This is a genomic window from Collinsella sp. HCP3S3_E5, assembly GCF_052067635.1.
Classification (GTDB): domain Bacteria; phylum Actinomycetota; class Coriobacteriia; order Coriobacteriales; family Coriobacteriaceae; genus Collinsella.
In genome coordinates this window covers 55,759-77,831 of the sequence record NZ_JBQHQF010000009.1, presented here as the reverse complement: position 1 = coordinate 77,831, position 22,073 = coordinate 55,759, and the positions used below count along the sequence as shown (strand labels likewise).

Here is a 22,073-nt window from a genome sequence, read left to right as displayed (position 1 = left end):
AAAGGGACAGGTTTATTTTGGTAGGTAAAACGTTAAACCTGCCAAAACAAACCTGTCCCTTCTTGGCAGGTGCGCCGCGCAAAGACCCGCTACAGCCCCAGGCTCTGCTCGGTGGCGGCGCAGGTGAGCTCGCCGTGCTTAACGCCGCGCAGGCCCAGCAGACGGTCGGCCAGCTCGTAGACACGTTCGCCGCGACCCTTAAGCGCCAGAATCTCCAAGCAGTTGTGGTGGTCCAGATGCACGTGCATGGTCGAGACAATCTCGTTGGTGTAGTCGTGCTGTACCTCGTCCAGGCGGCGCGTCAGGTCGCCGGTGTGATGGTCGTAAATCATGGTGAGCGACCCGATGACCTGCTCGTCGGGCGTTCGCATCTGCTCCTTGGCAATGGAGGCGCGAATCAGGTCGCGTACGGCCTCGGAGCGGTTGGCAACGTCGCCGCGGCGCGCGATTTGCTCGTCAAAGCGGCGCAACAGGTCGTCGGGCGCGGTGACCGAAAAACGGACCAGCTCGGAGGCGGAGCCGCTGAGGCGGCAGCCCACGTCGCCGGTCGGCCCGTGCGGATGCTCGTGCTCGCAGGCGTGCTCGTGCTCGGCCACGCTACACCAGCTTTACGGAGCCAACGGAGTTATGGTCGGCCTCGATGGCCTCCTCGTAGCCCTCGAGCGCATCGTGCGCCTCGTGGAGCGCCGCCATGGCGGCCTCGAGCTTGGCGCCAATGCGCTCCATGTCAAAGTTCTCGGTCGCATGCAGCAGCTGATGGCTCCACTCGTGGGCGAGCTCAATGGTGTCGTCGACCTGCTTGACGCTCATGGCAAGCTGGCTCATGTTCATTCCGACGTCATGCATGGGAAATCTCCTTTTGTACGGGTCTAATCAGTGGTTCAGATTCTACTACGCCCGCTCTGCGCATCGCCGCATAAGAAAACGGGTGCGAGTCCGTCTGACCCGCACCCGTTCACTGGGGGCTGTTTGTGATTACCATACTATCCGTGGTCGCGGGCTCAACACCCGGCTCTCCGGCGAGCGGCACAAAACCACTCATGGACGGCAGCGCGTGACCGCGTATTACAGGTGCTTCTCCAGCAGCGCCTGCAGCCTGGCCTTGGGCAGCGCACCGACGGAGCGGTCGATTTCCTCGCCGTTCTTAAAGACAACCAGCGTGGGGATGCTCATGACGCCAAACTTCATGGCCAGGTCCTGATTGTCGTCGACGTTGCATTTGGCGACGGTAATCTTGCCGGCCAGCTCGTCGGCCACTTCGTCAACGATAGGCGAGAGCGAGCGGCAGGGACCGCACCACGGTGCCCAAAAATCAACCAGCACGGGAAGGCTGCCGTTAACGACGGAATCGAAATTCTCGGGGGTAATCTGCTTAATGTCAGCCATGGTGACCTCCATAGTGCGACGCGGCTCGGCCGCGTAAAACTCAGTACGACCGTGCTTATACCCAACGGCCCGCAATGCAACCACTCGCAGGCGGCTCTTTTATATAATGGTGGGCACGCAAACGATTGGAGAGCGCATGCCCACGTCACAAAGCCAGAAAAAAGAAGCCATCGCCCAGGCGGCCGAGCAGGAGCTCGCATCGCTCGCGGGCCGCGGCGTGCGTATCGCGGGTAACGCGTGCTCGCCGATTGTGCTGGTAAAAGGTGATTTAGACGATGCCGAGCGTGCGGGTGGCGAGCTGGCTGCCGGTCCAGACGGCGCCGCGTTGCGTAAGGCGCTCGGCGCCATCGGTTACGCGCCCGAGGATTTCTGCGTGCTGGCAAGTGTTGCCGGCGCGGGCGACGGGGCGGTTGCGGCGGGCGAGGACCTGCCGTGCGAGCTGTTCCGCGAGGCGCTCGAGGCCTTGGACCCCGAGGCGGTCCTGCTGTTGGACGATCGCGCGGCCGATACCATGCGCGAGACCTACGCAGACATGCTCGTGGCGATCGACGACTTTGATACCGCCATGCTCAAGCCCGGCTTGGTCGCCCACGTGCAGGGTCGTCGCGTACTCGCGCTCGACGGCTTTGAGGCCGCGCTGACCGACAAGGCCGCCAAGCAGCGCATGTGGGCCTACATCAAGCAGCTGACCCCGGCCGCCGCGCCGCTGTAGCGGACTGGCGCCGGCAAGGCGGTCCTGATGGGTCGAGCGCGGCGCCGACTTGTCGCGCCCTTACATCACTGCGCGAAGCTCAAACCGATCGCCGTGAATGCGAAACTGGCAGTTGCCGTTCATGCGCTCGACGGCAAGCTTAATGCTCCTGGTTCCAAAGCCGTGTCCGGTGTGCTCGGCCACGGGCATGCCGTCGACCATGCGCGGCGGGCGCCCAAACGTGTTGGAGACCAAAAGTAGCAGTTGTCCGTCCTCGCAACGCAGGTCCAGATCGACAAATCGCTTGCCCTGGGGAGCGGCGCTTGCGGCGACGATGGCGTTGTCCAGGGCGTTTGAGAGTACGCTAAACAGATCGACGTCGGCTACATGGACGCTCTCGGGCACGGCGGCGCGCAAATCTGCGCTGATGCCGTTTCGGTTGATATCGGAGCTAAATGACGAAAGTACGATATTGACCGTGTCGTTGGCGCAGTAGCGGCGCACAGCGGTGCGGTCGTTTGTCTCGCAGAGCTCGTCGATGCGCTCGAGCGCCTCGTCGGTGCGGCCCTCCTCGATCAAAGCTGCAAGGCCGCGCAGGAAGTGCCGCATGTCGTGGCGGAGAACCGAAAGCTCACGTCCAGATTGGCGCCAGGCCTCGAGTTCCTTGATGGCTGCGCTGTCGCGGGTCGCGAGCATCCAGCGCTCGCGCTCGGCGATTTCCTTTGCCTCGTATTCGCGCAGATACACAGTAAGAAACATGAGGTAGAACGCGCAAAGCGCAAACGCCAAAAACTCAACCGTCACCACGGAGCCCGAGTGGAAGAGCGTGGTGTAGACGTTGGTGGCGTAGTCAAAGATGTAATAGACGAGCGGCAGGATGAGCAGAATCTCGAGCTCGGTGGGGGTTTTAACCGCCAGGCGCGGACCGATGTCGCTGGCCCAATGCAGCAGGATTGCAAAGACGACGGCCGTGGTGATAATGCGTGCCGCGTAGTACGCGATTTGCGAGTCGGTGGCGGCGAGCGCGGCGATGCCCATCCAGTTGCTGAACTGGCAGCTCAGATAAGCGCTGGTGACGCCCAGCATAACGAGCAGCGGGCTCAGGCGATAGCGCGCGCACAGGTAGATGACGAGCGGCAGATGCACGACGAGCGGATATACCTGACGGGCGAAAAGCTCGCCGCCGACGGCATTGGCGAGGCCGAATGCGCATCCGGTTACGGCGCCGACCATCACCAGCTCAAGCGCATGACGCCGGTTGATCTCGATACCGCAGAGCGCCGCCGAGGCAAAAACGCCAAAAAGCAGGGTCGTTGCGTGGTGGATTGCCCAAAGTACCATCTCGGCCGCGGGGAGCATTAGCGCCTCCCGCTCTCGAACCGTGCCGCAAAGTAGGCATCCTGGAAACCCTGCTTGCAACTGCGCGCCAGCGGGATGCAAGCGCCCGAGCGCATGACGATATCCGTACGGTTAAAGTGGTCGATATTGCGCAGGTTGACCTGGTAGCTACGGTGACATTTAAAGAAGTTCGCGTTTTTGGCCAGCTGGTCCTCGATGTTGCGGAACGGCTCGAGCGCCTCGATATCGCGCCCGTCGCGCAGGTGGAATACCACGTGCTTGTTGCGGGCCTCGGCGTATTCGATATCGGACGGGCGCAGGGCATGGTATCCAAAGGACGTTTTGGTCACGAGCTCATCGGTCGCGTCAGGTCGCATGCGCGAAAGCTCGTCGAGCAGTTGCGCCAGGCGTTCGTACGTTACGGGCTTGAGCAGGTAGTCGAAGGCGCGGACCTCATAGGACTCCAGCGCGAACTCGGGCGATGAGGTGAGGAACGCCAGACGCACGGCTGTATCGGATTGGCGCAACTCCCGCGCGGTGTCCATGCCGTTGACGAGCGGCATGATCATGTCGAGCAGAATGATGTCGGCGCGCGATGCGGCATGGCGGGCCAGCAGGTCCTCGCCGCGCGTGACGAGTGCAACGTCGACCGCCGTGCCCGTCTCGGTCGACCAGCGGTCGATCATCCGGTGCAGTCTATCTAGAAAAGCGACGTCGTCGTCGCAGGCGATGATCTTGAGCATTCGGGCCCCCTTAGTAGTTCGATTTTGCCACATTGGGTGCGCGCCGCCCGCGGAGGAACACCCCGTTTGCGCCCCACGGTGCGCAACTCGCGCTGAGCGGCAGGGCGTCAGTTTTGACGGCCGCACAATACTCCATGGATACACATGTCAATCGATGCCGGCGGTCGGACGGGGAGTCAGGCCGACCGCCGGCGCCAAGCGATAGCGAACATTGCGAAAGCATAGGGGTAAGGGGAGCCGTGATGAGGGAGAAGAAGATGGGGATGCGCAGACTTGCTGCTTGCGTGCTGGCTGCAGCGCTGGCGCTTGGGGGCGTGGCGACGACGCTCGCCACGCCTACGGTAGCCGAGGCGTATCCGTCCGCCGCGATCAAACCGAAACACCTGAAAAGCGAGCTTTCGTATGGCGAAAGTGATGTAATCCAACTTTCCGGCGGCAAAGACTATCGGTTTGCCGGCACGGTTGATATCGACCACTATGAGGTCGAGGGTGGCACCAAGGAGAACCCGACCCGCCTATATTTCACTGACAGCTCGTCTCTGGGCGGTCCGCTGACCGTCGAGCGTGACCTTACATATTCGCAACACCCGCTCTTTGTGCTCAAGGGCGGTTATGTCGAGTTTATCGGTGATTCGGGTGTCCCGACCGAGGTACGCTGCGATGGAAAAACGTTTTTGAGCGATAGCAATGATTACGAAGCGCGTGGAGGTGTCGATAAACCGAATACGGGCAAGAGCCTCAACCTTTCCGTGGAAAACCTCAAGCTTGTTTCAAGGACCGAGAACAAAGATACCGATCGGGCAATCACGCTCTATGGAACCATGGGTGCGGGGGAGACGGCCAGCTTCACGAACGTGAGTGTCAGCGGTTGGAAATGCTGCAAGAACAGCGCATTCAAGGTTGACAAGGGTAATGAAATTTACGAAGCCTCGCCGGCGCCTGTAACTATCAGAGGCAGCCAGGTCGCGGTGGATGCAACGTTTGTCAACTGTACGTTTAAGAATAATAGTGATGACTGCGTCGGCGCCTTGAGCGTGGTCGGGCGGTCGAAGACTCCAAAAGTTACGTTGAACGGCTGCACGTTCGAAAACAACAGTCAGGGAATGATTGCGTGCGACGAGATGAAGGTTGAGAGCGGTCATGTGCATGCGGGCAATATTGGCGTCAAAAATGCCATAGTCGCCCTGAATAACTGCAGTATCCGTTCAACAAATAACACGTCATGGAATGGACCCTGCTCTTATATGTTCAATGTGTGGGGTATTCAATATCAGATGCACATGACGAGTGCCATTGCGGTGGCAAAGGATGCGTCGTGCACCATAAACGGTACGGTTATCGACGATTCGTTCGTGTTCCCCTCTGATAGATTCAACGGTCGCGACATAAGCGGTCAGGACGAGAAGCGCTGCGCGGTTTACGCCCTTGGTTCTGTGACGCTCGCCGGCAACACGAAGGTCACTACGGCCAAGGCGAAGGGCGTCGATGCGTCCGATGTCGCGTCCGATGTCGGTAGCTACGGTAAGGTTCACGTCGATGAGTCTTTTACGGGCACAGCCGTCCTGTCTATCGACGATACCAAGTTCGATCCCGAGTCCAATAAGCAGTATTACTACTATGAGTATGTGGACCTTGTCACGAGCGATCTTTCGCAGGAGGATCTCGCGAGCAGGCTCAAGCTCGCCAACGAAAACCTTGCATACGACGTTACCGATGGCAAGGTCAAGGTTATCCATCGCAAGCACGAGCACGAGTGGACCTATTCCACCAACAAGGATGGGTACAGCATCGCGGCTACGTGCAACGGACAGTATGAGGCCTCGCACTGTGTCTACTCCAGGGACGGCGAGACGATCTCGCTGATGTCGTCCAAGATCGGCGACCTGAGCTTTACCTACAACGGCAAGCAGCGCGACGCCGTGCTTGCTACGACCAAGCCGTCTCAAAAGGACAACGCTGTAGCCCAGGGCAAGGTAACGATTGTGAGCGCACGCTTTTACCGTTGCGCTGATGAGAATGACACCGTGGGCATCGAGATGGAAGGGTCGCAGCCGTGCGATGCGGGCACCTATCGCGTGGTGGCGACGGTTGCCATCGAGGGGCAGAGCGATGTTACGCTCGAGCGCGTGTTCAAGATTAACCCCGCCTCGCTTGCGGAGAAGGACTCCAACCGCAAGGATCTTTGTAAGGTCGAAATCATTGGCTACGACAAGTTGAAGGATAACGTCAGGTTCAGCAACGGTGACGTGCTCAACGACGTTCCGTCTTATGAGTGGACGGGTGAGGAGATAACGCCTCGCATTAAGGTGACGTATAAGCTTGGCGACGAATGGATTGTGCTTAAAGAGGGCGTCGATTTCGAACGCCTCGCTTGGGGCGAATCGGTTTCGGAGAAAGACCCCGGTGCGTACCGGAGCCAGCTCTGGGGCCTGGGAAACTTCGCATCCTACGAGCAAATTTACTCCTACAAGTTTTTCTACTGGAGCATCTACGGCACGCAGTTCGAGAATGTTCAGGCCAAGGGCTACTCGGGCACCTATGATGGCATGGCTCACTCGCCGTCGGTGACGGTCGACAATGCCCCCGAGGGCATGCAGATCAAATATAGCGTCGATGGTGGCTCGCTGTACGAAGACCAAATCCCCTCCTATACCAATGTCACGCGCGATATCTATTACAACGTGTGTGCTGAGACAATTAAGTACCGTATTACCGCACCCGACTACGTGCCGGTGGAGGGCGAGCTTGAGATCAAGATCGCTCCCGCCGATCAGGCCGCTCCCAAGGACGTCAAGACGACGGCCGCGACCGGGCATGCTTTGGCGGATGGCAGCATCGACGGGGTTGATAACACCTACGAGTGGAAAGCCGAGGCCGCCAGCGACTATCAGTGGATTGCCGAAGGCGAGACGTCGGTTAAGGGCCTCGCCGCCGGCAAATACAGCGTTCGCCTTAAGGCCGACCGTAACCATAACGCCTCCAAGGCCCTGACGGTTGAGGTCAAGGACGGCCCTAAGAAGGCCGACGGTAGCGGTTGGAAGCACGACGATACCGAGCACTGGAACACCTGCACCTGTCGCAAGGAGGACGTTGACCGCGCAAAGCATGACTTTGAGTGGGTTATCGACCAGGCCGCTACGGCTGATAAGCCCGGTTCCAAGCATGAGCACTGCAAGACGTGCGGCTACGAGCGCGATTCTGTCGAGATTCCCGCCTTCGGCATCAAGGGCTACTCCGGCGAGTACAACGGCGCGTATCACACGGTCGATGCGAAGAGTCTGCCCGAGGGCGCGACGGCCCAGTACAGCACCGATGGCAAGAACTGGTCCCCCGAGGCCCCCAAGATCCGCGACGCCGGCAAGTTGACCGTTTTCTACCAGGTGACGATTGATGGTGCGAAGGCCGAGGGCGAGGTTACGCTCGAGGTCAAACCGCGCGCGATTACGGTCACCGCCCAGGACGCCTCCAAAACCTACGGCGAGGCCGATCCCGTGTTTACGTGGGCGATCACATCCGGCGAGCTTGTCGAGGGCGAGAGCCTTCAGGGCATTGAGATTAAACGCGAAGATGACGACAACGTGCGCGACGGCGGCTATGCTCTGCACCTGACGCAGGCCAAGGACGCTAACCCCAACTACAACATCACGTTTGTTGACGGCGTGTTCACCATCAACCAGCTCGTGCTCACTGTGAAGTGGGGTACCAGCGAGTTTGTTTACGATGGCAAGGAGCACTGCCCCGAGGCGACGCTCGGCAACGTCATCGACGACGATGACCTTGGTGCGACCGTCGAGGGCTCTCAGGTCGAGGCCGGCGCTTCTTACACGGCGAGCCTCACCGCACTGACGGGCAAGGCCGCGGGTAACTACAAGCTTCCCGCCGAAGGCCTGACGTGCGAGTTCTCCATCAAGAACGCCGTGCAGGGCGCGCCGGTGGTCCAGGCTGCGGCCGAGACCGTGAGCGGCAAGCGTGACGGCAAGATCACGGGCGTCGACGCGACGATGGAGTGGCGTGCCAAGGGTGCTGACGAGTATCAGGCGGTGGACGAGGGCACGGCCGAGCTTACGGGTCTTGCCGCCGGCACGTATGAGGTGCGCTACCAGGCTAAGGCCAACCACGACGCTTCTTCCGCCACCGAGGTTACCGTGGCGGCCGGTCCCAAGCTGGTCGTGACGCTGCCGAGCAATCAGGTGGGCTACGCGCTCACCTCGACGGCAACCGAGCTCGATTGGCACGGGACTGCAACACTCACCATGGGCATCGACAGCGCGTACTTTGCGGGCAAGGACTACACCGTCAAGGTCAACGGCAAGGCCGTTAAGCTTTCCGCCAAGGGCACCTATGAGCTCAAGGATGTCGAGGGCGACGTGAACGTGACGGTCGAGGGCGTGCTTAAGCACGAGCCCGACGGCTCTGGCTGGGCACGCGATGCCAAGAACCACTGGCATAACTGCCGCTGCGACGACATCATCGACAAGGCCGAGCATACCTTTAAGTGGGTTGTCGACAAACCGGCGACTACCGAGGCCAAGGGCAAGAAACACCAGGAGTGCACCGTCTGCGGCGAGAAGGGCGCAACCGAGGAAATTGCGATTCTGGTACCCGAGATCATCGACGGTAAGGGTCAGACGATGGTGGTTGACGCCGCCAAGGACCTGAGCTTCCGTTCGAGCGCACCGCTCGCGTTCTTCCAGAAGGTACTGGTCGACGATAAGGAGGTCGCCCCCGAGAACTACGTGCTCACCGAGGGCTCTACGATCGTGACGCTCAAGGCGAGCTTCCTGAATACGCTCGGCGTGGGCGAACACAGGCTGAGCGTGGTTTCGACCACGGGCACGGCCGAGACGACCTTTACCGTTGCCGAGACTGCCAAGCCCGCTCCTGGCCAGACCACTACGACTACTACGACCACGACTACGACTTCCAAGCCTAAGAAGAGGGCTAGCAAGGAGGCGTTGCCTGAGTCCGGCGACAGCACTTATGTCATTGCGGGTGCCGTACTCGCTGCCGGTGTGGCAGTCCTGCTGCTGGCGTGGGCCATCATGAAGCGCCGCGCTTAACCGCGCACCAGCTCCCAGCGGGTCCGGATCGAGCGATCCGGACCCGCTTTTATGCCCACCGCCTCTCGGACCAAGATAAAACGGGCCGCTCGAACCGTGTGGCAGATCCATTTTCGACTGTCCTCAGCTTGCCAGTTCGAAAATGGACCCGCCCCAAGATTGAATCCTTATTCCAACTTTACACCTGGCTTTACAGCTGTCTTGTCAGCTGTAAAGCCAGGTGTCATACTAAAGCCCCAAGATTCGCCAAAAGAGAGGGGCCTTGATGGCACAGAGCGCGAACATGGATGCATCGGAGCTTGCACGCGATATCGCGGCCGGCCTGGCATCGGCAACGACGGCAACGGAGCGCGCGGCACTGGTGCCCGCAGAGCTCGTCGAGGCCATTCATCAGCTAAAAACCCAACGTGACGCAGTGATCCTGGCGCACTATTATGTGGCGCCCGAGGTCCAGGCCGTTGCCGATTACGTCGGCGACAGCTTCTACCTGGCAAAGCTTGCCAAGAGCCTGCCGCAGCAGACTATCGTGCTGTGCGGCGTGGAGTTTATGGGTGAGAGCGCCAAGCTGCTCAACCCCACCAAGACCGTGCTGCTGCCCGAGCCGGGCGCGGACTGTCCCATGGCGCACATGGTCAAGCGCGAGACGGTCGACGCGGCGCGCGCCGAATATGGCGACGACCTGGCCGTGGTGTGTTACGTCAACTCGACGGTCGAGATCAAGAGCTGGAGTGACGTGTGCGTTACCAGCTCTAACGCCGTCAAGATCGTCTCCGAGCTGCCGCAGCAGTACATCTTGTTCATTCCCGACCAGAACCTGGGCCGCTTTGTGGCCGAGCAGGTGCCCCAAAAGCACGTCATCCTCAACAACGGCTACTGCCCGCGCCATCACATCATCACCGTCGAGCAGATCGTCGACGCACAGGAGGCGCACCCCGACGCGCTCGTGCTGGCGCACCCCGAGTGCAAGGACGACGTCCTGGCCGAGGCTGACTACATCGGCTCCACTGCCGGCATCATCAAGTATGCCGAGGAGTCGGACGCGAGCGAGTTCATCATCGTGACGGTCCGCGGCGTGCTCTACGAGCTCGAGCGCCGCTGTCAGGGCACCGGCAAAAAGTTCTACTTCCCCGCGGTGCAGCCCACCTGCGTCAACATGGATCTCATCACGCTCGAAAAGCTCGTGTGCTGCCTGGAGACGGGCGAGGGCGAGGTGCAGATTGGCGTGTCGGATGAGGCCGCCGACCAGGCCAAGCTCACGCTCGACCGCATGCTCGAATACGCGGCGCGCTAGAACGATGTGACATGAGGGACCATCCCTTATGCCACATTACAAGGGAGAGGATTCCTGTGGAAACCAAACAATGCCCCGACATGGAGTGCGACGTCGTCATTGCCGGTTGCGGCGTGGCGGGCCTGTACGCGGCCCTTAATCTGCCGACGAGCACGCGCGTGATCATGCTCTCCAAGGGCACTGTCGACGAGTGCGATTCGATGCTCGCGCAGGGCGGTATCTGCGTGCTTCCCGAAGGCTCTGACTACGACGCCTTCTTTGAGGACACCATGCACGCCGGCCACTACGATAACCGCCGCGAGAGCGTCGACATCATGATCCGCTCGAGCCGTTCGGTCATCAACGACCTGCTGGCCATGGGCGTGGACTTTGAGCGCAAGGCCGACGGTAGCCTCGACTTTACCCGCGAGGGTGCGCACAGCCGCCCGCGCATTGCCTTCCATGCCGACATTACGGGCAAGGAAATCACGACCAAGCTCCTCCAGGCCGTTCGCAAGCTGGATAACGTGCAGATTTTGGAGCACGTGGCCATGACCGACATTCTGACGGGCGAGCGTGATGGCGCCACGGCGTGCTTCGGCGTCGTCGCCGTTCCCGTGGACGAGGACAACTCGGTTCGCCCCGCCGACGAGCTGGCAAATGCCGCCGAGGGCGTGCATGCCGGCGAGCCGTTTAAGATCCATGCCCGCCACACGCTGTGGGCGACAGGCGGCATCGGCGGCGTGTACGACCACTCGACCAACTACCCGCAGCTCACGGGCGATGCCTGCTACATTGCCCAGGAGCATGGCATTAAGATGGAGCACCTGGACTACGTGCAGATTCACCCCACGGGACTGTTCTCGCCGCAGCCGGGCCGCACCTTCCTGATCAGCGAGAGCTGCCGCGGCGAGGGCGCGATTTTGCTCAACGCCGCCGGCGAGCGTTTTACCGATGAGCTTCAGCCGCGCGATGTGGTCGCTGCCGCTATTCGCGAGCAGATGAAGCAGGATGGTACCGAGCACGAGTGGCTGAGCTTTGCCCCCGTTGAGCGCGACGTGGTAACCGGACACTTTGCCAACATTCGCGCACGCTGCCTGGAGGACGGCCGCGACATCTTGGACGAGCCCATTCCCGTCACACCCACGCAGCACTACTTTATGGGCGGCGTGTGGGTCGACAAGGACGGCCGCACCTCGATGCCCGAGCTCTACGCCGCCGGCGAGACGGCCTGCAACGGCGTTCACGGCAAGAACCGCCTTGCATCAAACAGCCTGCTCGAGGCGCTGGTCTGGGGTCGTCGCGCCGCGTGGCACATGCGTACCGGCCAGTCGCTCGCCGTGGAGCAGGCGGGCGAGCCCGCGCTCGACGGCCGTCATCGCGCCCTGAGCGCCGACACCCTGGCAATCGATGATTTGGCCCGTGCCGCCGGCACGCAGGCCGTGGAGGAGTAGACCATGAACCCCATTACCATGAAGCTCGTCGTCGATGATCTGATTCTGCAGGCTCTGCGCGAGGACATTACGTTTGAGGACGTGAGCACGGCGAGCGTGTGCCCCACGGCGCGTCCCGCCACGGTGGAGCTCATCGCCAAGGCCGATGGCATCATCGCGGGCCTGGATGTGTTCGCTCGTACCTTTGAGCTGCTGGATTCGCAGAGCTCGGTGCTGTTTGATGTTGCCGATGGCGACGAGGTGCACGCCGGCGACCACGTGGGCCAGGTACGCGGCGATGCGCGCGTGCTGCTTTCGGGCGAGCGCGTGGCGCTCAACTACCTGCAGCGCATGAGCGGTATCGCTACCTATACGCACCAGATGGCTGCGGCGCTCGAGGGCACCAAGACCGTGCTCGTCGACACGCGCAAGACCACGCCGGGTATGCGCGTCTTCGAGAAGGCCGCGGTCGAGATCGGCGGCGGCAGCAACCACCGCTACAATCTGTCGACGGCCGTCATGCTCAAGGACAACCACATCGACGCCGCCGGCGGCGTGGCGCGTGCGATCGAGATGGCGCGCGCCCATGCATCGTTTACCGCGACGGTCGAGATCGAGTGCGAGAACCTGGACATGGTACGCGAGGCCGTGGAGGTCGGTGCCGACATCATCATGCTCGACAACATGACCCACGATGACATGGCTGCCGCGATTGAGCTTATTGCCGGTCGCGCCAAGACCGAGTGTTCGGGCAACGTGGATGCCAGCAATATCCGTGCGCTTGCCGACCTGGGCGTTGACTTTATTAGCTCGGGAGCGTTGACGCACTCTGCGCCGATTCTCGACCTCTCGCTTAAGCACCTGCGTCTGCTGGACGGTAAATAATGGACGCCCGCGAGCGTCGCCGTGCCATCATGGGCGTGCTCGAGCGAGCCAAAGACCCCGTCTCCGGCAGTACGCTTGCTCGCGAGGTGCGTGTGAGCCGCCAGGTTGTCGTGCAAGACATCGCTCTGCTGCGTGCCGATGGGCACGATATCGTGGCCACCAATCGCGGCTACGTGCTGCAGGAGGCCCCCAGCAGCCCCGCCGTGCCCACGCGCCTGGTCAAGGTTCGCCATAGCGTGGAGCAGGCAGGCGATGAGCTCACGAGTATCGTCGACGCCGGAGGCGCCGTGCTCAACGTGATCGTCAATCACCGCGTGTATGGTAAGATCACGGCCGACCTGGACATCCGCAATCGTCGCGATGTTGAGCGCTACCTGCACGATATCGAGAGCGGCAAGAGCTTTCCGCTACTAACGGTGACGAGCGGCTATCACTTCCATCGCATCGCGGCAGAGGATGAGCAAACCCTCGACGAGATCGAGGCTATGCTCAAGGAGAAGGGCTATCTGGCAGACCTGATGCCCTACGAAGACGATCTATCGTAGCCGACGCTGCAAACGCCCCTAAGCGGCAATCTGACGTTCAATCGTCGGTCGCGTACAAAAGACGCTTCCCTCCTCTTTCACGTCACCTTGCTCGCTTAGGGGCGTTTTCGCTGACTTATGCTCAACCTGCGACGGTGCCAAATTAGCTATCCGCACAAAAAAGAGGCCTCTGCGGCGATGCGGAGGCCTCCTTTTTTGTGCACGGTGTACTTGTGAGTGTGTGCAGGTGGAAGAGCTGTTACTCCTCGACGATCTCGGTGATCGCGCCGGCGGGGCAAGCGTCCTGGCAAGCGCCACAGGCGACGCAGGAGTCCTCGTCAGCAACGGTAGCGACGTCCTGGAGCTCCAGAACGCCAGCGGGGCAGGAGTCGACGCAAACGCCACAAGCGATGCACTCGTCGGCATCAATTACGGGATGAGCCATGGTAGTTTCCTCTCTGTTGACCGACGCTACAGGCGATGCGCGCCGGTTTGATTCGGGCAAAAACATACCACGTGAGCGACCGTTTGCAATACCCTCTGGCCGGCATCTTCATACCATTCGCCGAGTATGCCAAGGCTTACTAAGAAACGCACAGGTGAGGCTGGTGAGCTGTGCAAATGTTAGCTAAAGGTGACTCGAATTATTGAGCAATTGAGTGGGCTTTCGGAAAGCGCATCCCGTTATCTGGTCGAAAAACGGGTCGCAGTTTCCGGTTGGGCCCGCTAGCGGAAACTACGACCCGGTATCAGCTCTCAAAACGGGATATGGTTTCCGGTTGAGCCTTCAGACGGAAACTACGACCCGGAATCCACACTCAAACCGGGACGAGCTTTCCGTAAAGCAGCCCCAGGCACCCCCGGCCCAAACCTCAGCCATCTCTACATAGATCTCGATAGATTTGCCGAGAACTCAATCAGCGCATCTACCTGCGCATTCGAGAACCTAAACTCTAAGTGATAAGAAATCTTATATGAATTGACTTAGATTTTGTATATTCCGGTCCATAAGGGGATACACTACATCCTGAAAGACAAACCGAAAGACCGCTTGGCAGACCGCCGAGTCGGTGCAAACGCACAAGAGAGAGGGAATTTCTAATGGGCAAGATTCTTGGTATCGACCTTGGTACTACTAACTCCGCAATGGCCGTTCTCGAGGGCGGTTCTCCGACCATCATCGTGAACGCCGAGGGCGACCGCACCACCCCGTCTGTCGTGGGCTTCCGTGCCGACGGTGATCGCGTCGTGGGCAAGGCCGCTAAGAACCAGGCGGTCACCAACCCCAAGAACACCGTGTTCTCCATCAAGCGCTTCATGGGCCGCAAGTACTCCGAGTGCACCTCCGAGCTCAAGACCGTGCCGTATGAGGTCAAGGAGGGCCAGGGTGGCCGTGCCGTCGTCGACATCGAGGGCAAGGAATACACCGCCGAGCAGGTGAGCGCCATGACGCTCGCAAAGATGAAGGCCGACGCCGAGAAGTATCTGGGCGAGACCGTCACCGACGCCGTCATCACCGTCCCGGCCTACTTCAACGACGCCCAGCGCCAGGCCACCAAGGACGCCGGTAAGATCGCCGGCCTCAACGTTAAGCGTATCGTCAACGAGCCGACCGCTGCCGCTTTGGCCTATGGCCTGGACAAGCAGGGCTCCGACCAGCGCATCCTGGTCTTCGACCTGGGCGGCGGTACCTTCGACGTCTCCATCCTCGACCTCGCCGACGGCGTGTTTGAGGTTCTGTCCACCTCGGGCGACAACCACCTGGGCGGCGACGACTGGGATCAGCGCGTCATCGACTGGATGGCCGATAAGTTCCAGCAGGAGAACGGTGTCGACTTGCGTCAGGACCCCATGGCCCTGCAGCGTCTGAAGGAGGCCGCCGAGAACGCCAAGAAGGAGCTCTCCGCCGCCCAGCAGTCCACTATCAACCTGCCGTTCATCACCATGAACCAGTCCGGCCCGCTGCACCTCAACTACACGCTGACCCGCGCCGAGTTCGAGAAGATCACCCGCGACCTGCTCGAGCGCTGCAAGCAGCCTGTCACCAACGCCCTGCGCGACGCTAACCTTAAGCTCTCCGATCTGACCGAAGTCATCCTCGTCGGCGGCTCCACCCGTATGCCCGCCGTCCAGGAGCTCGTCAAGACCATGACCGGCAAGCAGCCCAACATGTCCGTGAACCCCGACGAGGTCGTTGCCGACGGCGCTGCCGTCCAGGGCGGCGTGCTCACCGGCGACGTCGAGGGCATCCTGCTGCTCGACGTTACCCCGCTGTCGCTGGGCGTCGAGACCATGGGCGGCATCATGACCAAGATGATCGACCGCAACACCACGATTCCGACCTCCAAGACCGAGGTCTACTCCACCGCTGCCGACAACCAGACCAGCGTCGAGATCAACGTGCTCCAGGGCGAGCGCGAACTTGCCCGCGACAACAAGTCGCTCGGTAAGTTCCAGCTGACCGGTATCCCGGCTGCCCGCCGCGGCGTGCCGCAGATCGAGGTCACCTTCGACATCGACGCCAACGGCATCGTCAAGGTCTCCGCTAAGGACAAGGGCACCGGCAAGGAGCAGCAGATCACCATCTCCGGCTCCACCGCTCTGTCCGACGAAGAAGTCGATCGTATGGTCAAGGACGCCGAGGCTCATGCCGAGGAGGACAAGAAGCAGAAGGAAGAGGTCGAGGTCCGCAACCAGACCGACAGCCTGTGCTACTCCACCGAGCAGACCCTCAACGAGCTGGGCGACAAGGTTTCCGCCGACGTGAAGTCCAAGGCCGAGGCCGCTATCGCCGATGCCAAGAAGGCGCTCGAGGGCTCTGACGTCGAGGCCATCAAGGCCGCTGGCGAGTCCCTGCAGTCCGTGGCCTACGAGCTGGCTCAGGTTGTCTACGCCGACGCTCAGCAGCAGACCGACGGTGCCGCCGGCGCCCAGCCTGCCGACGATGACGTCGTCGACGCCGACTACGAGGTTGTGGACGACGAGGACAAGTAATCATGTCCGCCCGTAAAGCTCGCACGGAGGCGGCTGCCGTTGGGGCCGCCCCCGTTGACTCTGAGGAGAAGGACGTGAAGATTCCCGTAGAGGCCGTCGACGATACCGAGGCCAACGAGGCCGAGGCCGCCGAGGCTGTCGAGAACCAGGTAGAGGATTCCAACAAGGAGGCGACGATGACCGAGGACGAGATGGTGGAAGCCGCTATCCGCGCCGGTGAGGAAGCCGCCGACAACGACTTTAAGCTCAAGTTCGAGCAGGCCCAGAAGGAGCTTGCCGACGTGCGCAATGAGCTCGATGCTGCGGCAGAGGCTCAGAAGGCTGCCGAGGACAAGGCGAAGGACGCCACCGAGCGCACCGCCCGTCTGCAGGCCGACTGGGAGAACTTCCGTCGCCGCACCGCCAGCGAGCGTATCGCCGAGCGTGAGCGCGCGACAGAGAAGCTCGTCACTGCGCTGCTGCCGGTGGTCGACGATATCGAGCGTGCGATCGACCATGCCCGCAGCCAAGAGCTTGCCGACGACTTTAAGCAGTTCGTCGACGGCGTCGACGCGGTGCATGCCAAGCTACTCGATGTGTTTGCGCACGAGGGCGTTGAGCCCATCGACCCCAAGGGCGAGGCGTTCGATCCGCTCGAGCACCAGGCTGTGGGTCGCGTCGAGGACTCGTCGCAGTACGACGAGACCGTCAACGACGTGTACCAGAAGGGCTACCGCATGGCGGACCGCATCCTGCGTTCCGCGATGGTGACGGTGACCTACGGTGGCGAAAAGCGCCCCGCACCGGAGCCCGAAGCGGCGCCCGAGGATGCTGCGGCCGATACGGCCGAGAGCACCGAGGAGTAATTGAGAAGGGCCCCGGGGCAACACCCGGGGCCCTTTCTGGCCTAGTGCCATATGAAAGCATGAGCCGTCGTCTGCATGGACGGCGGACGTAACAGGAGAGGAGCTACGATGGCTGCAGGCAAAACCTTCTATGACATCCTGGGCGTATCCAAGAGCGCCTCCGACAAAGAGATCAAGAGCGCGTTTCGCAAGCTCGCGCAAAAATATCACCCCGACGCCGGCGGCGACGAGGCCAAGTTCAAGGAGATCAGCGAGGCCTACGAGACGCTTTCGGACGAGAAGAAGCGCAAAGAGTACGACCAGATGCTCATGTTTGGCGGCATGCCGGGCGCAGGCGGCGCGTATGGCGGCGGCTACGGTGCCGGCGCGGGTGCCAGCGGCTGGGGCGACATCTTCGACAGCATCTTTAGCGGCAACGGCGCCTGGGGCAGCGATTGGGGCTCGGGCTTTGCCGGGGCTGCGGGCGCTGCCGGTGCCGGCGCGGGTCGCAGCCGCGCTCGCAAGGGCGGCGACCTGTCGCTGACCGTCGATGTGACGGCCGAGGACGCGTTTCGCGGCGTGACGCACAAGGTCACCTATCGCATTCCCTCGACAGGCGAGCAGCAGACCATTACGGTCTCGGTGCCCGCGGGCGCGGTCGACGGCGGCAAGCTACGTTACAAGCGTCGCGGCGAGTATGGCGTCGCCGGTGGCGAGCGCGGCGACCTGGTCGTGACCACGCATGTGGAGGAGCACCCGCTGTTTAAGCGCAAAGGCGCCGACGTGACCATGGAGGTACCGGTCTCGGTCTACGAGGCGGCGCTCGGCTGCACGGTGGACGTGCCCACGCCCGGCGGTGCGACGGTCCGTTTGAAAGTGCCTGCGGGTACCCAGACGGGCAAGAAGTTCCGCTTTAAGGAGATGGGGGCGCCCGACGTTAAGCACCGTGGCCGTACGGGTGCGCTGCTCGTCGAGATCAAGGTACAGGTTCCCACGAACCTATCCGATGACGAGCGCGATGCCATGACCAAGCTGCGCGAGGCCGACACGCGCGACTACCGCGAGAAAGTTAACCGTTACAAGGCGACGTTCTAGGGCGGTCGCGGTGCACGCCCACGCCCGCGGGCTTATGATGGACGATAACGAGACGGAAAGGGGTCAGGTAGCATGGCCGAGGACAATAGGAACAAACCGCTGTACATGATCAGCGTGGCGGCCGAGCTGACCGGCATGCATCCGCAGACTCTGCGCGTCTACGAGTCCAAGGGTCTGGTGAACCCCCAGCGCTCGGGCGGCAACACGCGCCTGTATTCGCGTGCCGATATCGAGCGCCTGGAGCTCATCAACCAGCTGACCGACGAGGGCATCAACCTTGCCGGCGTGGTGCGCATCCTCGATATGAAGGAGCGTGCCGAGGAGCGCGAGCGCGAGAACGAAAAGCTCCGCGCCCGCATGCGCCAGCTCGAGGACGAGCTGCACGAGTACAAGATGCAGAAGAAGATCACCTCCCTGGCCCCGCGCGATGGCTCGGTTAATCCCGAACAGGTCATGCGCAAGCTGCTGGGCGCCGGCGGGGATCTCTAGGTTCCGCCGTTCTAACGAACGGCGGACCGGTCGACGCTGCGCGCCGCCCAGAGCGACAATTTGTCATTCAAAAGGCAAGGCATGACCAGAAGGTCTATGCCTTGCCTTTTTCATGCCAACTTGTTCGCTCTGGACGTCGCTCGCTGTCCGTCCTCTACCTGCGGCGTTGCCATGGTCCGGATGCGGCACTTGGGGACGTTCCTCACTTTGGAAATGCGGTCCGCTCGCTGTCCGTCCTCTACCTGCGGCGTTGCCTTGCTCCGGATGCAGTAGTCGTTGGTAGTCATTGGGGCCCGCTCGCTGTCGTTGCCAAAGCAGCGGCGTTGTTATGGGTAGTCATTGGGGACGTTCTTAAATGACTAGTCGTAAGGGACGCTCTTGCACCAAATCTGCTGACCCACATCGGGCTCGTCCTGTACTTTACCGAGATAAAGTGAACGTGCAGATTCGTAACCCACTCGCAACCGTTCTATGGCACGATATTGAACGAATGCATGCTATGCGCCCAAATCTTTTGGGCAGAGTGGGAGACAGTATGGTCAAGCTGTACGAAGACGGCATCTACCTGCGCGGCGGCAGCGAGGTTGTGCCTGCGGCCGAGGCTGCCGAGCGCGGTATTACGCAGACGCCCGAGGATGCCAAGCGCGGCACCATCGCGTATTCGATCCTCCAGGCACACAATACGTCCGGCGACCCCGAGGCGCTCAAGATTCGCTTCGATGCCATGGCGAGCCACGACATCACCTTCGTCGGCATCATCCAGACGGCGCGCGCCTCGGGCATGGAGCAGTTCCCGCTGCCCTACGTGCTCACCAACTGCCATAACTCGCTGTGCGCCGTGGGCGGCACCATCAACGAGGACGACCACGTCTTTGGCCTTTCCGCGGCCAAAAAGTACGGCGGCATCTTCGTTCCGCCGCACATCGCCGTCATCCACTCCTTTATGCGCGAGAACTTCGCCGGTTGCGGCAAGATGATCCTGGGCTCCGACTCGCACACCCGCTATGGCGCCCTGGGCACCATGGCCGTGGGCGAGGGCGGCGGCGAGCTGGCAAAGCAGTTGCTGCGCGACACCTACGACGTTGCCTATCCCGGCGTCGTTGCTATCTACCTCACGGGCGCCCCGCGTCCCGGCGTCGGCCCGCACGACGTGGCGCTCGCCATCATCCGTGCCGTCTTTGCCAAGGGCTATGTCAAGAACAAGGTCATGGAGTTTGTGGGCCCCGGCATCGCGAGCATGACGACCGATTACCGCAACGGCGTCGACGTCATGACCACCGAGACCACCTGCCTGTCGAGCATCTGGGCCACCGACGAGGACACGCACGCGTTTTTGGCCATGCACGGTCGCGGCGACGACTACCGCGAGCTCAAGCCCGCCGATGTCGCCTACTACGACGGTTGCGTCGAGGTCGATCTGTCGAGCATCGAGCCAATGATCGCGCTGCCATTCCATCCTTCCAACGGCTTTGAGATCGAGGAGCTCAACGAGAACCTCGAGGACATCCTGCATGAGGTGGAGCTCGAGGCCGCCAAGATCGGCGAGGGCAAGACGCACTTTAGCCTGCTCGACAAGATCGTCGACGGCAAGCTTCACGTGCAACAGGGCGTTATCGCCGGCTGCTCGGGCGGCAACTACGACTCCGTGGTCCAGGCTGCCCGCGTGCTCAAGGGCGCCAACACCGGCTGCGGCGAGTTCTCGCTATCGGTCTATCCCACGAGCCAGCCCGTGGCACTCGAACTTACGCGCCGTGGCTATATCTACGACCTTATGGAGGCCGGCGCGATCGTGCGCACGGCGTTCTGCGGTCCGTGCTTTGGTGCCGGCGACACGCCTGCCAACAACGGCCTGTCCATCCGCCACACCACGCGCAACTTCCCCAACCGCGAGGGTTCCAAGCCGGGCAATGGTCAGCTGAGCGCCGTGGCCCTAATGGACGCTCGCTCCATTGCGGCGACGGCTGCCAACGGCGGCGTCCTGACGCCGGCGACCGACCTGCCCGAGGAGACTTGGGACGAGGCCTGCGAGTACACCTTTGATGACGCGCCGTACAAAAAGCGCGTGTACTGGGGCTTTGGCAAGGCAGAGCCTGCCGACGAGCTGGTCGAAGGCCCCAACATCAAGCCGTGGCCCGCGATGGAGCCTCTCGGCGACGATATCCTGCTCAAGGTGTGCTCCAAGATCATGGACCCGGTCACCACGACCGACGAGCTCATTCCCTCGGGCGAGACGAGCTCCTTCCGCTCCAACCCGCTGGGCCTGGCAGAGTTTACGCTCAGCCGCCGCGATCCGGCCTACGTGGGTCGTTCCAAGGAGGTCGACGCCGTGGAGAAGCGCCGCGTTGCCGGCGAGGCGGCGGGCGATCTGGCGGCACTCGATGCCGAGCTTGCCGGCGTGTTTGAGGCGCTGGCCGGCGCCGGCGTCGCGGCAGATGCCAAGGCGACCGAGTACGGCTCCATGCTCTATGCCAAGAAGCCCGGTGACGGTTCTGCCCGCGAGCAGGCCGCGAGCTGCCAGCGCGTGATTGGCGGTCTGGCCAACATCGTCCACGAGTACGCCACCAAGCGCTATCGCTCCAATGTGATGAACTGGGGCATGGTGCCCTTCCAGATGGAGGCCGAGCCCAACTTTGAGGTGGGCGACTACGTCTTCGTGCCGGGTATCCGTGCCGCGCTCGACGGCGATCTGCAGAACATCGCCGCCTACGTGGTGCGCGCCGATGGTGCGGTCGAGCAGATTGAGCTCTACATTGCCGATATGACGGCTGAGGAGCGTGCCATCGTCAAGGCCGGCTGCCTGATCAACTACAACAAGTTCAAGGCCGCTGCCGAGTAACGCACTTAATTGTCCGCCCGGGGCTTATCCTTTCCCGCCCGCTCACGCGCTTCGCGAGGGTCGCGTTCGGGAAAGGATAAGCCCCGGGCTACATTTCTGCGTTCTCGTTGGGTCTTGAGGGACGCTAATAAATAGACTTGCTTGATGCCGCCTCTGTTAATGGGGCGGCTTCTTTTTTGTCGAGAACCGCCACAAAGGGGGCAGGCACCTTTTTGGCGGTTCTCGGTTTGTCTCGACCTGTAACATCTTGGCCGCTAAAAGTGGGTCTGGTGTTACAGATTTAGATTTTCGATTCGGGTGTCTTCTGTTCGTCTCGATTTGTAACAGATAGAGATCTATTTGCCGAGTAGATGTTACAGATTGAGACAAACGGTTGCCGCTGGCCATTTCATCTTGATTTGTAACATCTGGAGCCATAAACAGCCGCTAGATGTTACAGATTGAGATAGTAAGGGGACGAGGCCGCAGCGGGTGAGCGTGCCTGCTCCCTATCCATCAATCACTC

General features: G+C 61.5%; 17 protein-coding genes. 11 read left to right on the top strand and 6 right to left on the bottom strand.

Going from position 1 to position 22,073, the window contains the following annotated elements:
- Positions 1-89: 89 nt before the first annotated feature.
- From nikR to trxA, 3 genes are all read right to left on the bottom strand, one after another.
- Positions 90-596, bottom strand: a complete 507-nt coding sequence (gene nikR / locus ACTM82_RS04330; protein WP_441054572.1) for a nickel-responsive transcriptional regulator NikR — start codon at positions 594-596, stop codon at positions 90-92.
- 1 nt (position 597) lies between these two features.
- Positions 598-846: a hypothetical protein gene (locus tag ACTM82_RS04325; RefSeq protein ID WP_006235225.1), complete on the bottom strand. Its 249-nt coding sequence runs from the start codon at positions 844-846 to the stop codon at positions 598-600.
- Positions 847-1,065: 219 nt separating this feature from the next.
- Complete coding sequence (gene trxA / locus ACTM82_RS04320) at positions 1,066-1,386, bottom strand: thioredoxin (protein ID WP_154518161.1); 321 nt, start codon at positions 1,384-1,386, stop codon at positions 1,066-1,068.
- Positions 1,387-1,522: 136 nt separating this feature from the next.
- Between trxA and ACTM82_RS04315 the strand changes: the two genes are divergently transcribed.
- A complete protein-coding gene (locus tag ACTM82_RS04315) occupies positions 1,523-2,098 on the top strand; it encodes a hypothetical protein (RefSeq protein WP_427719297.1) in 576 nt (191 codons plus the stop codon).
- 60 nt (positions 2,099-2,158) lie between these two features.
- Here the strand turns inward: ACTM82_RS04315 and ACTM82_RS04310 are convergent, their stop codons facing one another.
- On the bottom strand, positions 2,159-3,436 hold the full coding sequence (locus ACTM82_RS04310) for a sensor histidine kinase (RefSeq protein ID WP_441054574.1): 1,278 nt from the start codon (positions 3,434-3,436) through the stop codon (positions 2,159-2,161).
- Positions 3,436-4,158, bottom strand: coding sequence for a LytR/AlgR family response regulator transcription factor (locus ACTM82_RS04305; RefSeq protein ID WP_441054576.1), 723 nt, complete (start codon positions 4,156-4,158; stop codon positions 3,436-3,438). Before ACTM82_RS04305 ends, ACTM82_RS04310 begins: the two co-directional genes overlap by 1 nt.
- A 242-nt stretch (positions 4,159-4,400) precedes the next feature.
- On the opposite strand from ACTM82_RS04305, the gene ACTM82_RS04300 reads away from it, so the two are divergent.
- The 5 genes from ACTM82_RS04300 (at position 4,401) to ACTM82_RS04280 (ending at position 13,351) form a co-directional block, all read left to right on the top strand.
- Entirely contained in the window at positions 4,401-9,218 is a 4,818-nt protein-coding gene (locus ACTM82_RS04300; RefSeq protein WP_441054578.1) for an MBG domain-containing protein, read from the top strand.
- Between the two features lie 265 nt (positions 9,219-9,483).
- Complete coding sequence (gene nadA, locus ACTM82_RS04295; protein WP_441054580.1) at positions 9,484-10,509, top strand: quinolinate synthase NadA; 1,026 nt, start codon at positions 9,484-9,486, stop codon at positions 10,507-10,509.
- Between the two features lie 56 nt (positions 10,510-10,565).
- Positions 10,566-11,942: an L-aspartate oxidase gene (locus ACTM82_RS04290; RefSeq protein WP_441054582.1), complete on the top strand. Its 1,377-nt coding sequence runs from the start codon at positions 10,566-10,568 to the stop codon at positions 11,940-11,942.
- A 3-nt stretch (positions 11,943-11,945) separates the two neighbouring features.
- Positions 11,946-12,806, top strand: a complete 861-nt coding sequence (gene nadC / locus ACTM82_RS04285; RefSeq protein WP_441054584.1) for a carboxylating nicotinate-nucleotide diphosphorylase — start codon at positions 11,946-11,948, stop codon at positions 12,804-12,806.
- Entirely contained in the window at positions 12,806-13,351 is a 546-nt protein-coding gene (locus ACTM82_RS04280; RefSeq protein ID WP_441054586.1) for a transcription repressor NadR, read from the top strand. The genes nadC and ACTM82_RS04280 overlap by 1 nt, the downstream gene beginning before the upstream one ends.
- 238 nt (positions 13,352-13,589) lie before the next feature.
- On the opposite strand, the gene ACTM82_RS04275 is transcribed toward ACTM82_RS04280, so the two are convergent.
- The gene (locus ACTM82_RS04275; RefSeq protein WP_158564522.1) at positions 13,590-13,841 is read right to left on the bottom strand and encodes an indolepyruvate ferredoxin oxidoreductase subunit alpha; all 252 of its coding nucleotides are present in this window, start codon (positions 13,839-13,841) and stop codon (positions 13,590-13,592) included.
- Between the two features lie 590 nt (positions 13,842-14,431).
- Between ACTM82_RS04275 and dnaK the strand changes: the two genes are divergently transcribed.
- The 5 genes from dnaK to ACTM82_RS04250 all read left to right on the top strand — a co-directional run bounded on the left by dnaK (position 14,432) and on the right by ACTM82_RS04250 (position 21,568).
- The gene (gene dnaK, locus ACTM82_RS04270) at positions 14,432-16,324 is read left to right on the top strand and encodes a molecular chaperone DnaK (protein ID WP_154518137.1); all 1,893 of its coding nucleotides are present in this window, start codon (positions 14,432-14,434) and stop codon (positions 16,322-16,324) included.
- Positions 16,325-16,326: 2 nt separating this feature from the next.
- Positions 16,327-17,169 carry a nucleotide exchange factor GrpE gene (locus ACTM82_RS04265; RefSeq protein ID WP_427727348.1) on the top strand — a complete coding sequence of 281 codons (843 nt, stop codon included), beginning with the start codon at positions 16,327-16,329 and terminating at the stop codon, positions 17,167-17,169.
- A 108-nt stretch (positions 17,170-17,277) separates the two neighbouring features.
- Complete coding sequence (locus ACTM82_RS04260; RefSeq protein WP_154518131.1) at positions 17,278-18,243, top strand: DnaJ C-terminal domain-containing protein; 966 nt, start codon at positions 17,278-17,280, stop codon at positions 18,241-18,243.
- Between the two features lie 72 nt (positions 18,244-18,315).
- Positions 18,316-18,732 carry a heat shock protein transcriptional repressor HspR gene (locus tag ACTM82_RS04255; RefSeq protein WP_427719306.1) on the top strand — a complete coding sequence of 139 codons (417 nt, stop codon included), beginning with the start codon at positions 18,316-18,318 and terminating at the stop codon, positions 18,730-18,732.
- Between the two features lie 535 nt (positions 18,733-19,267).
- Complete coding sequence (locus ACTM82_RS04250) at positions 19,268-21,568, top strand: hydratase (protein ID WP_441054588.1); 2,301 nt, start codon at positions 19,268-19,270, stop codon at positions 21,566-21,568.
- Positions 21,569-22,073 lie beyond the last annotated feature (505 nt).

Bases quoted from the DNA above. Each gene is read 5' to 3' on its own strand.
- ACTM82_RS04325 (WP_006235225.1), bottom strand. From the start codon at position 846: ATGCATGACGTCGGAATGAACATGAGCCAGCTTGCCATGAGCGTCAAG.
- trxA (WP_154518161.1), bottom strand. From the start codon at position 1,386: ATGGCTGACATTAAGCAGATTACCCCCGAGAATTTCGATTCCGTCGTT.
- ACTM82_RS04315 (WP_427719297.1), top strand. From the start codon at position 1,523: ATGCCCACGTCACAAAGCCAGAAAAAAGAAGCCATCGCCCAGGCGGCC.
- ACTM82_RS04310 (WP_441054574.1), bottom strand. From the start codon at position 3,436: ATGCTCCCCGCGGCCGAGATGGTACTTTGGGCAATCCACCACGCAACG.
- ACTM82_RS04305 (WP_441054576.1), bottom strand. From the start codon at position 4,158: ATGCTCAAGATCATCGCCTGCGACGACGACGTCGCTTTTCTAGATAGA.
- ACTM82_RS04300 (WP_441054578.1), top strand. From the start codon at position 4,401: ATGAGGGAGAAGAAGATGGGGATGCGCAGACTTGCTGCTTGCGTGCTG.
- nadA (WP_441054580.1), top strand. From the start codon at position 9,484: ATGGCACAGAGCGCGAACATGGATGCATCGGAGCTTGCACGCGATATC.
- nadC (WP_441054584.1), top strand. From the start codon at position 11,946: ATGAACCCCATTACCATGAAGCTCGTCGTCGATGATCTGATTCTGCAG.
- ACTM82_RS04280 (WP_441054586.1), top strand. From the start codon at position 12,806: ATGGACGCCCGCGAGCGTCGCCGTGCCATCATGGGCGTGCTCGAGCGA.
- ACTM82_RS04275 (WP_158564522.1), bottom strand. From the start codon at position 13,841: ATGTTTTTGCCCGAATCAAACCGGCGCGCATCGCCTGTAGCGTCGGTC.
- dnaK (WP_154518137.1), top strand. From the start codon at position 14,432: ATGGGCAAGATTCTTGGTATCGACCTTGGTACTACTAACTCCGCAATG.
- ACTM82_RS04265 (WP_427727348.1), top strand. From the start codon at position 16,327: ATGTCCGCCCGTAAAGCTCGCACGGAGGCGGCTGCCGTTGGGGCCGCC.
- ACTM82_RS04260 (WP_154518131.1), top strand. From the start codon at position 17,278: ATGGCTGCAGGCAAAACCTTCTATGACATCCTGGGCGTATCCAAGAGC.
- ACTM82_RS04255 (WP_427719306.1), top strand. From the start codon at position 18,316: ATGGCCGAGGACAATAGGAACAAACCGCTGTACATGATCAGCGTGGCG.
- ACTM82_RS04250 (WP_441054588.1), top strand. From the start codon at position 19,268: ATGGTCAAGCTGTACGAAGACGGCATCTACCTGCGCGGCGGCAGCGAG.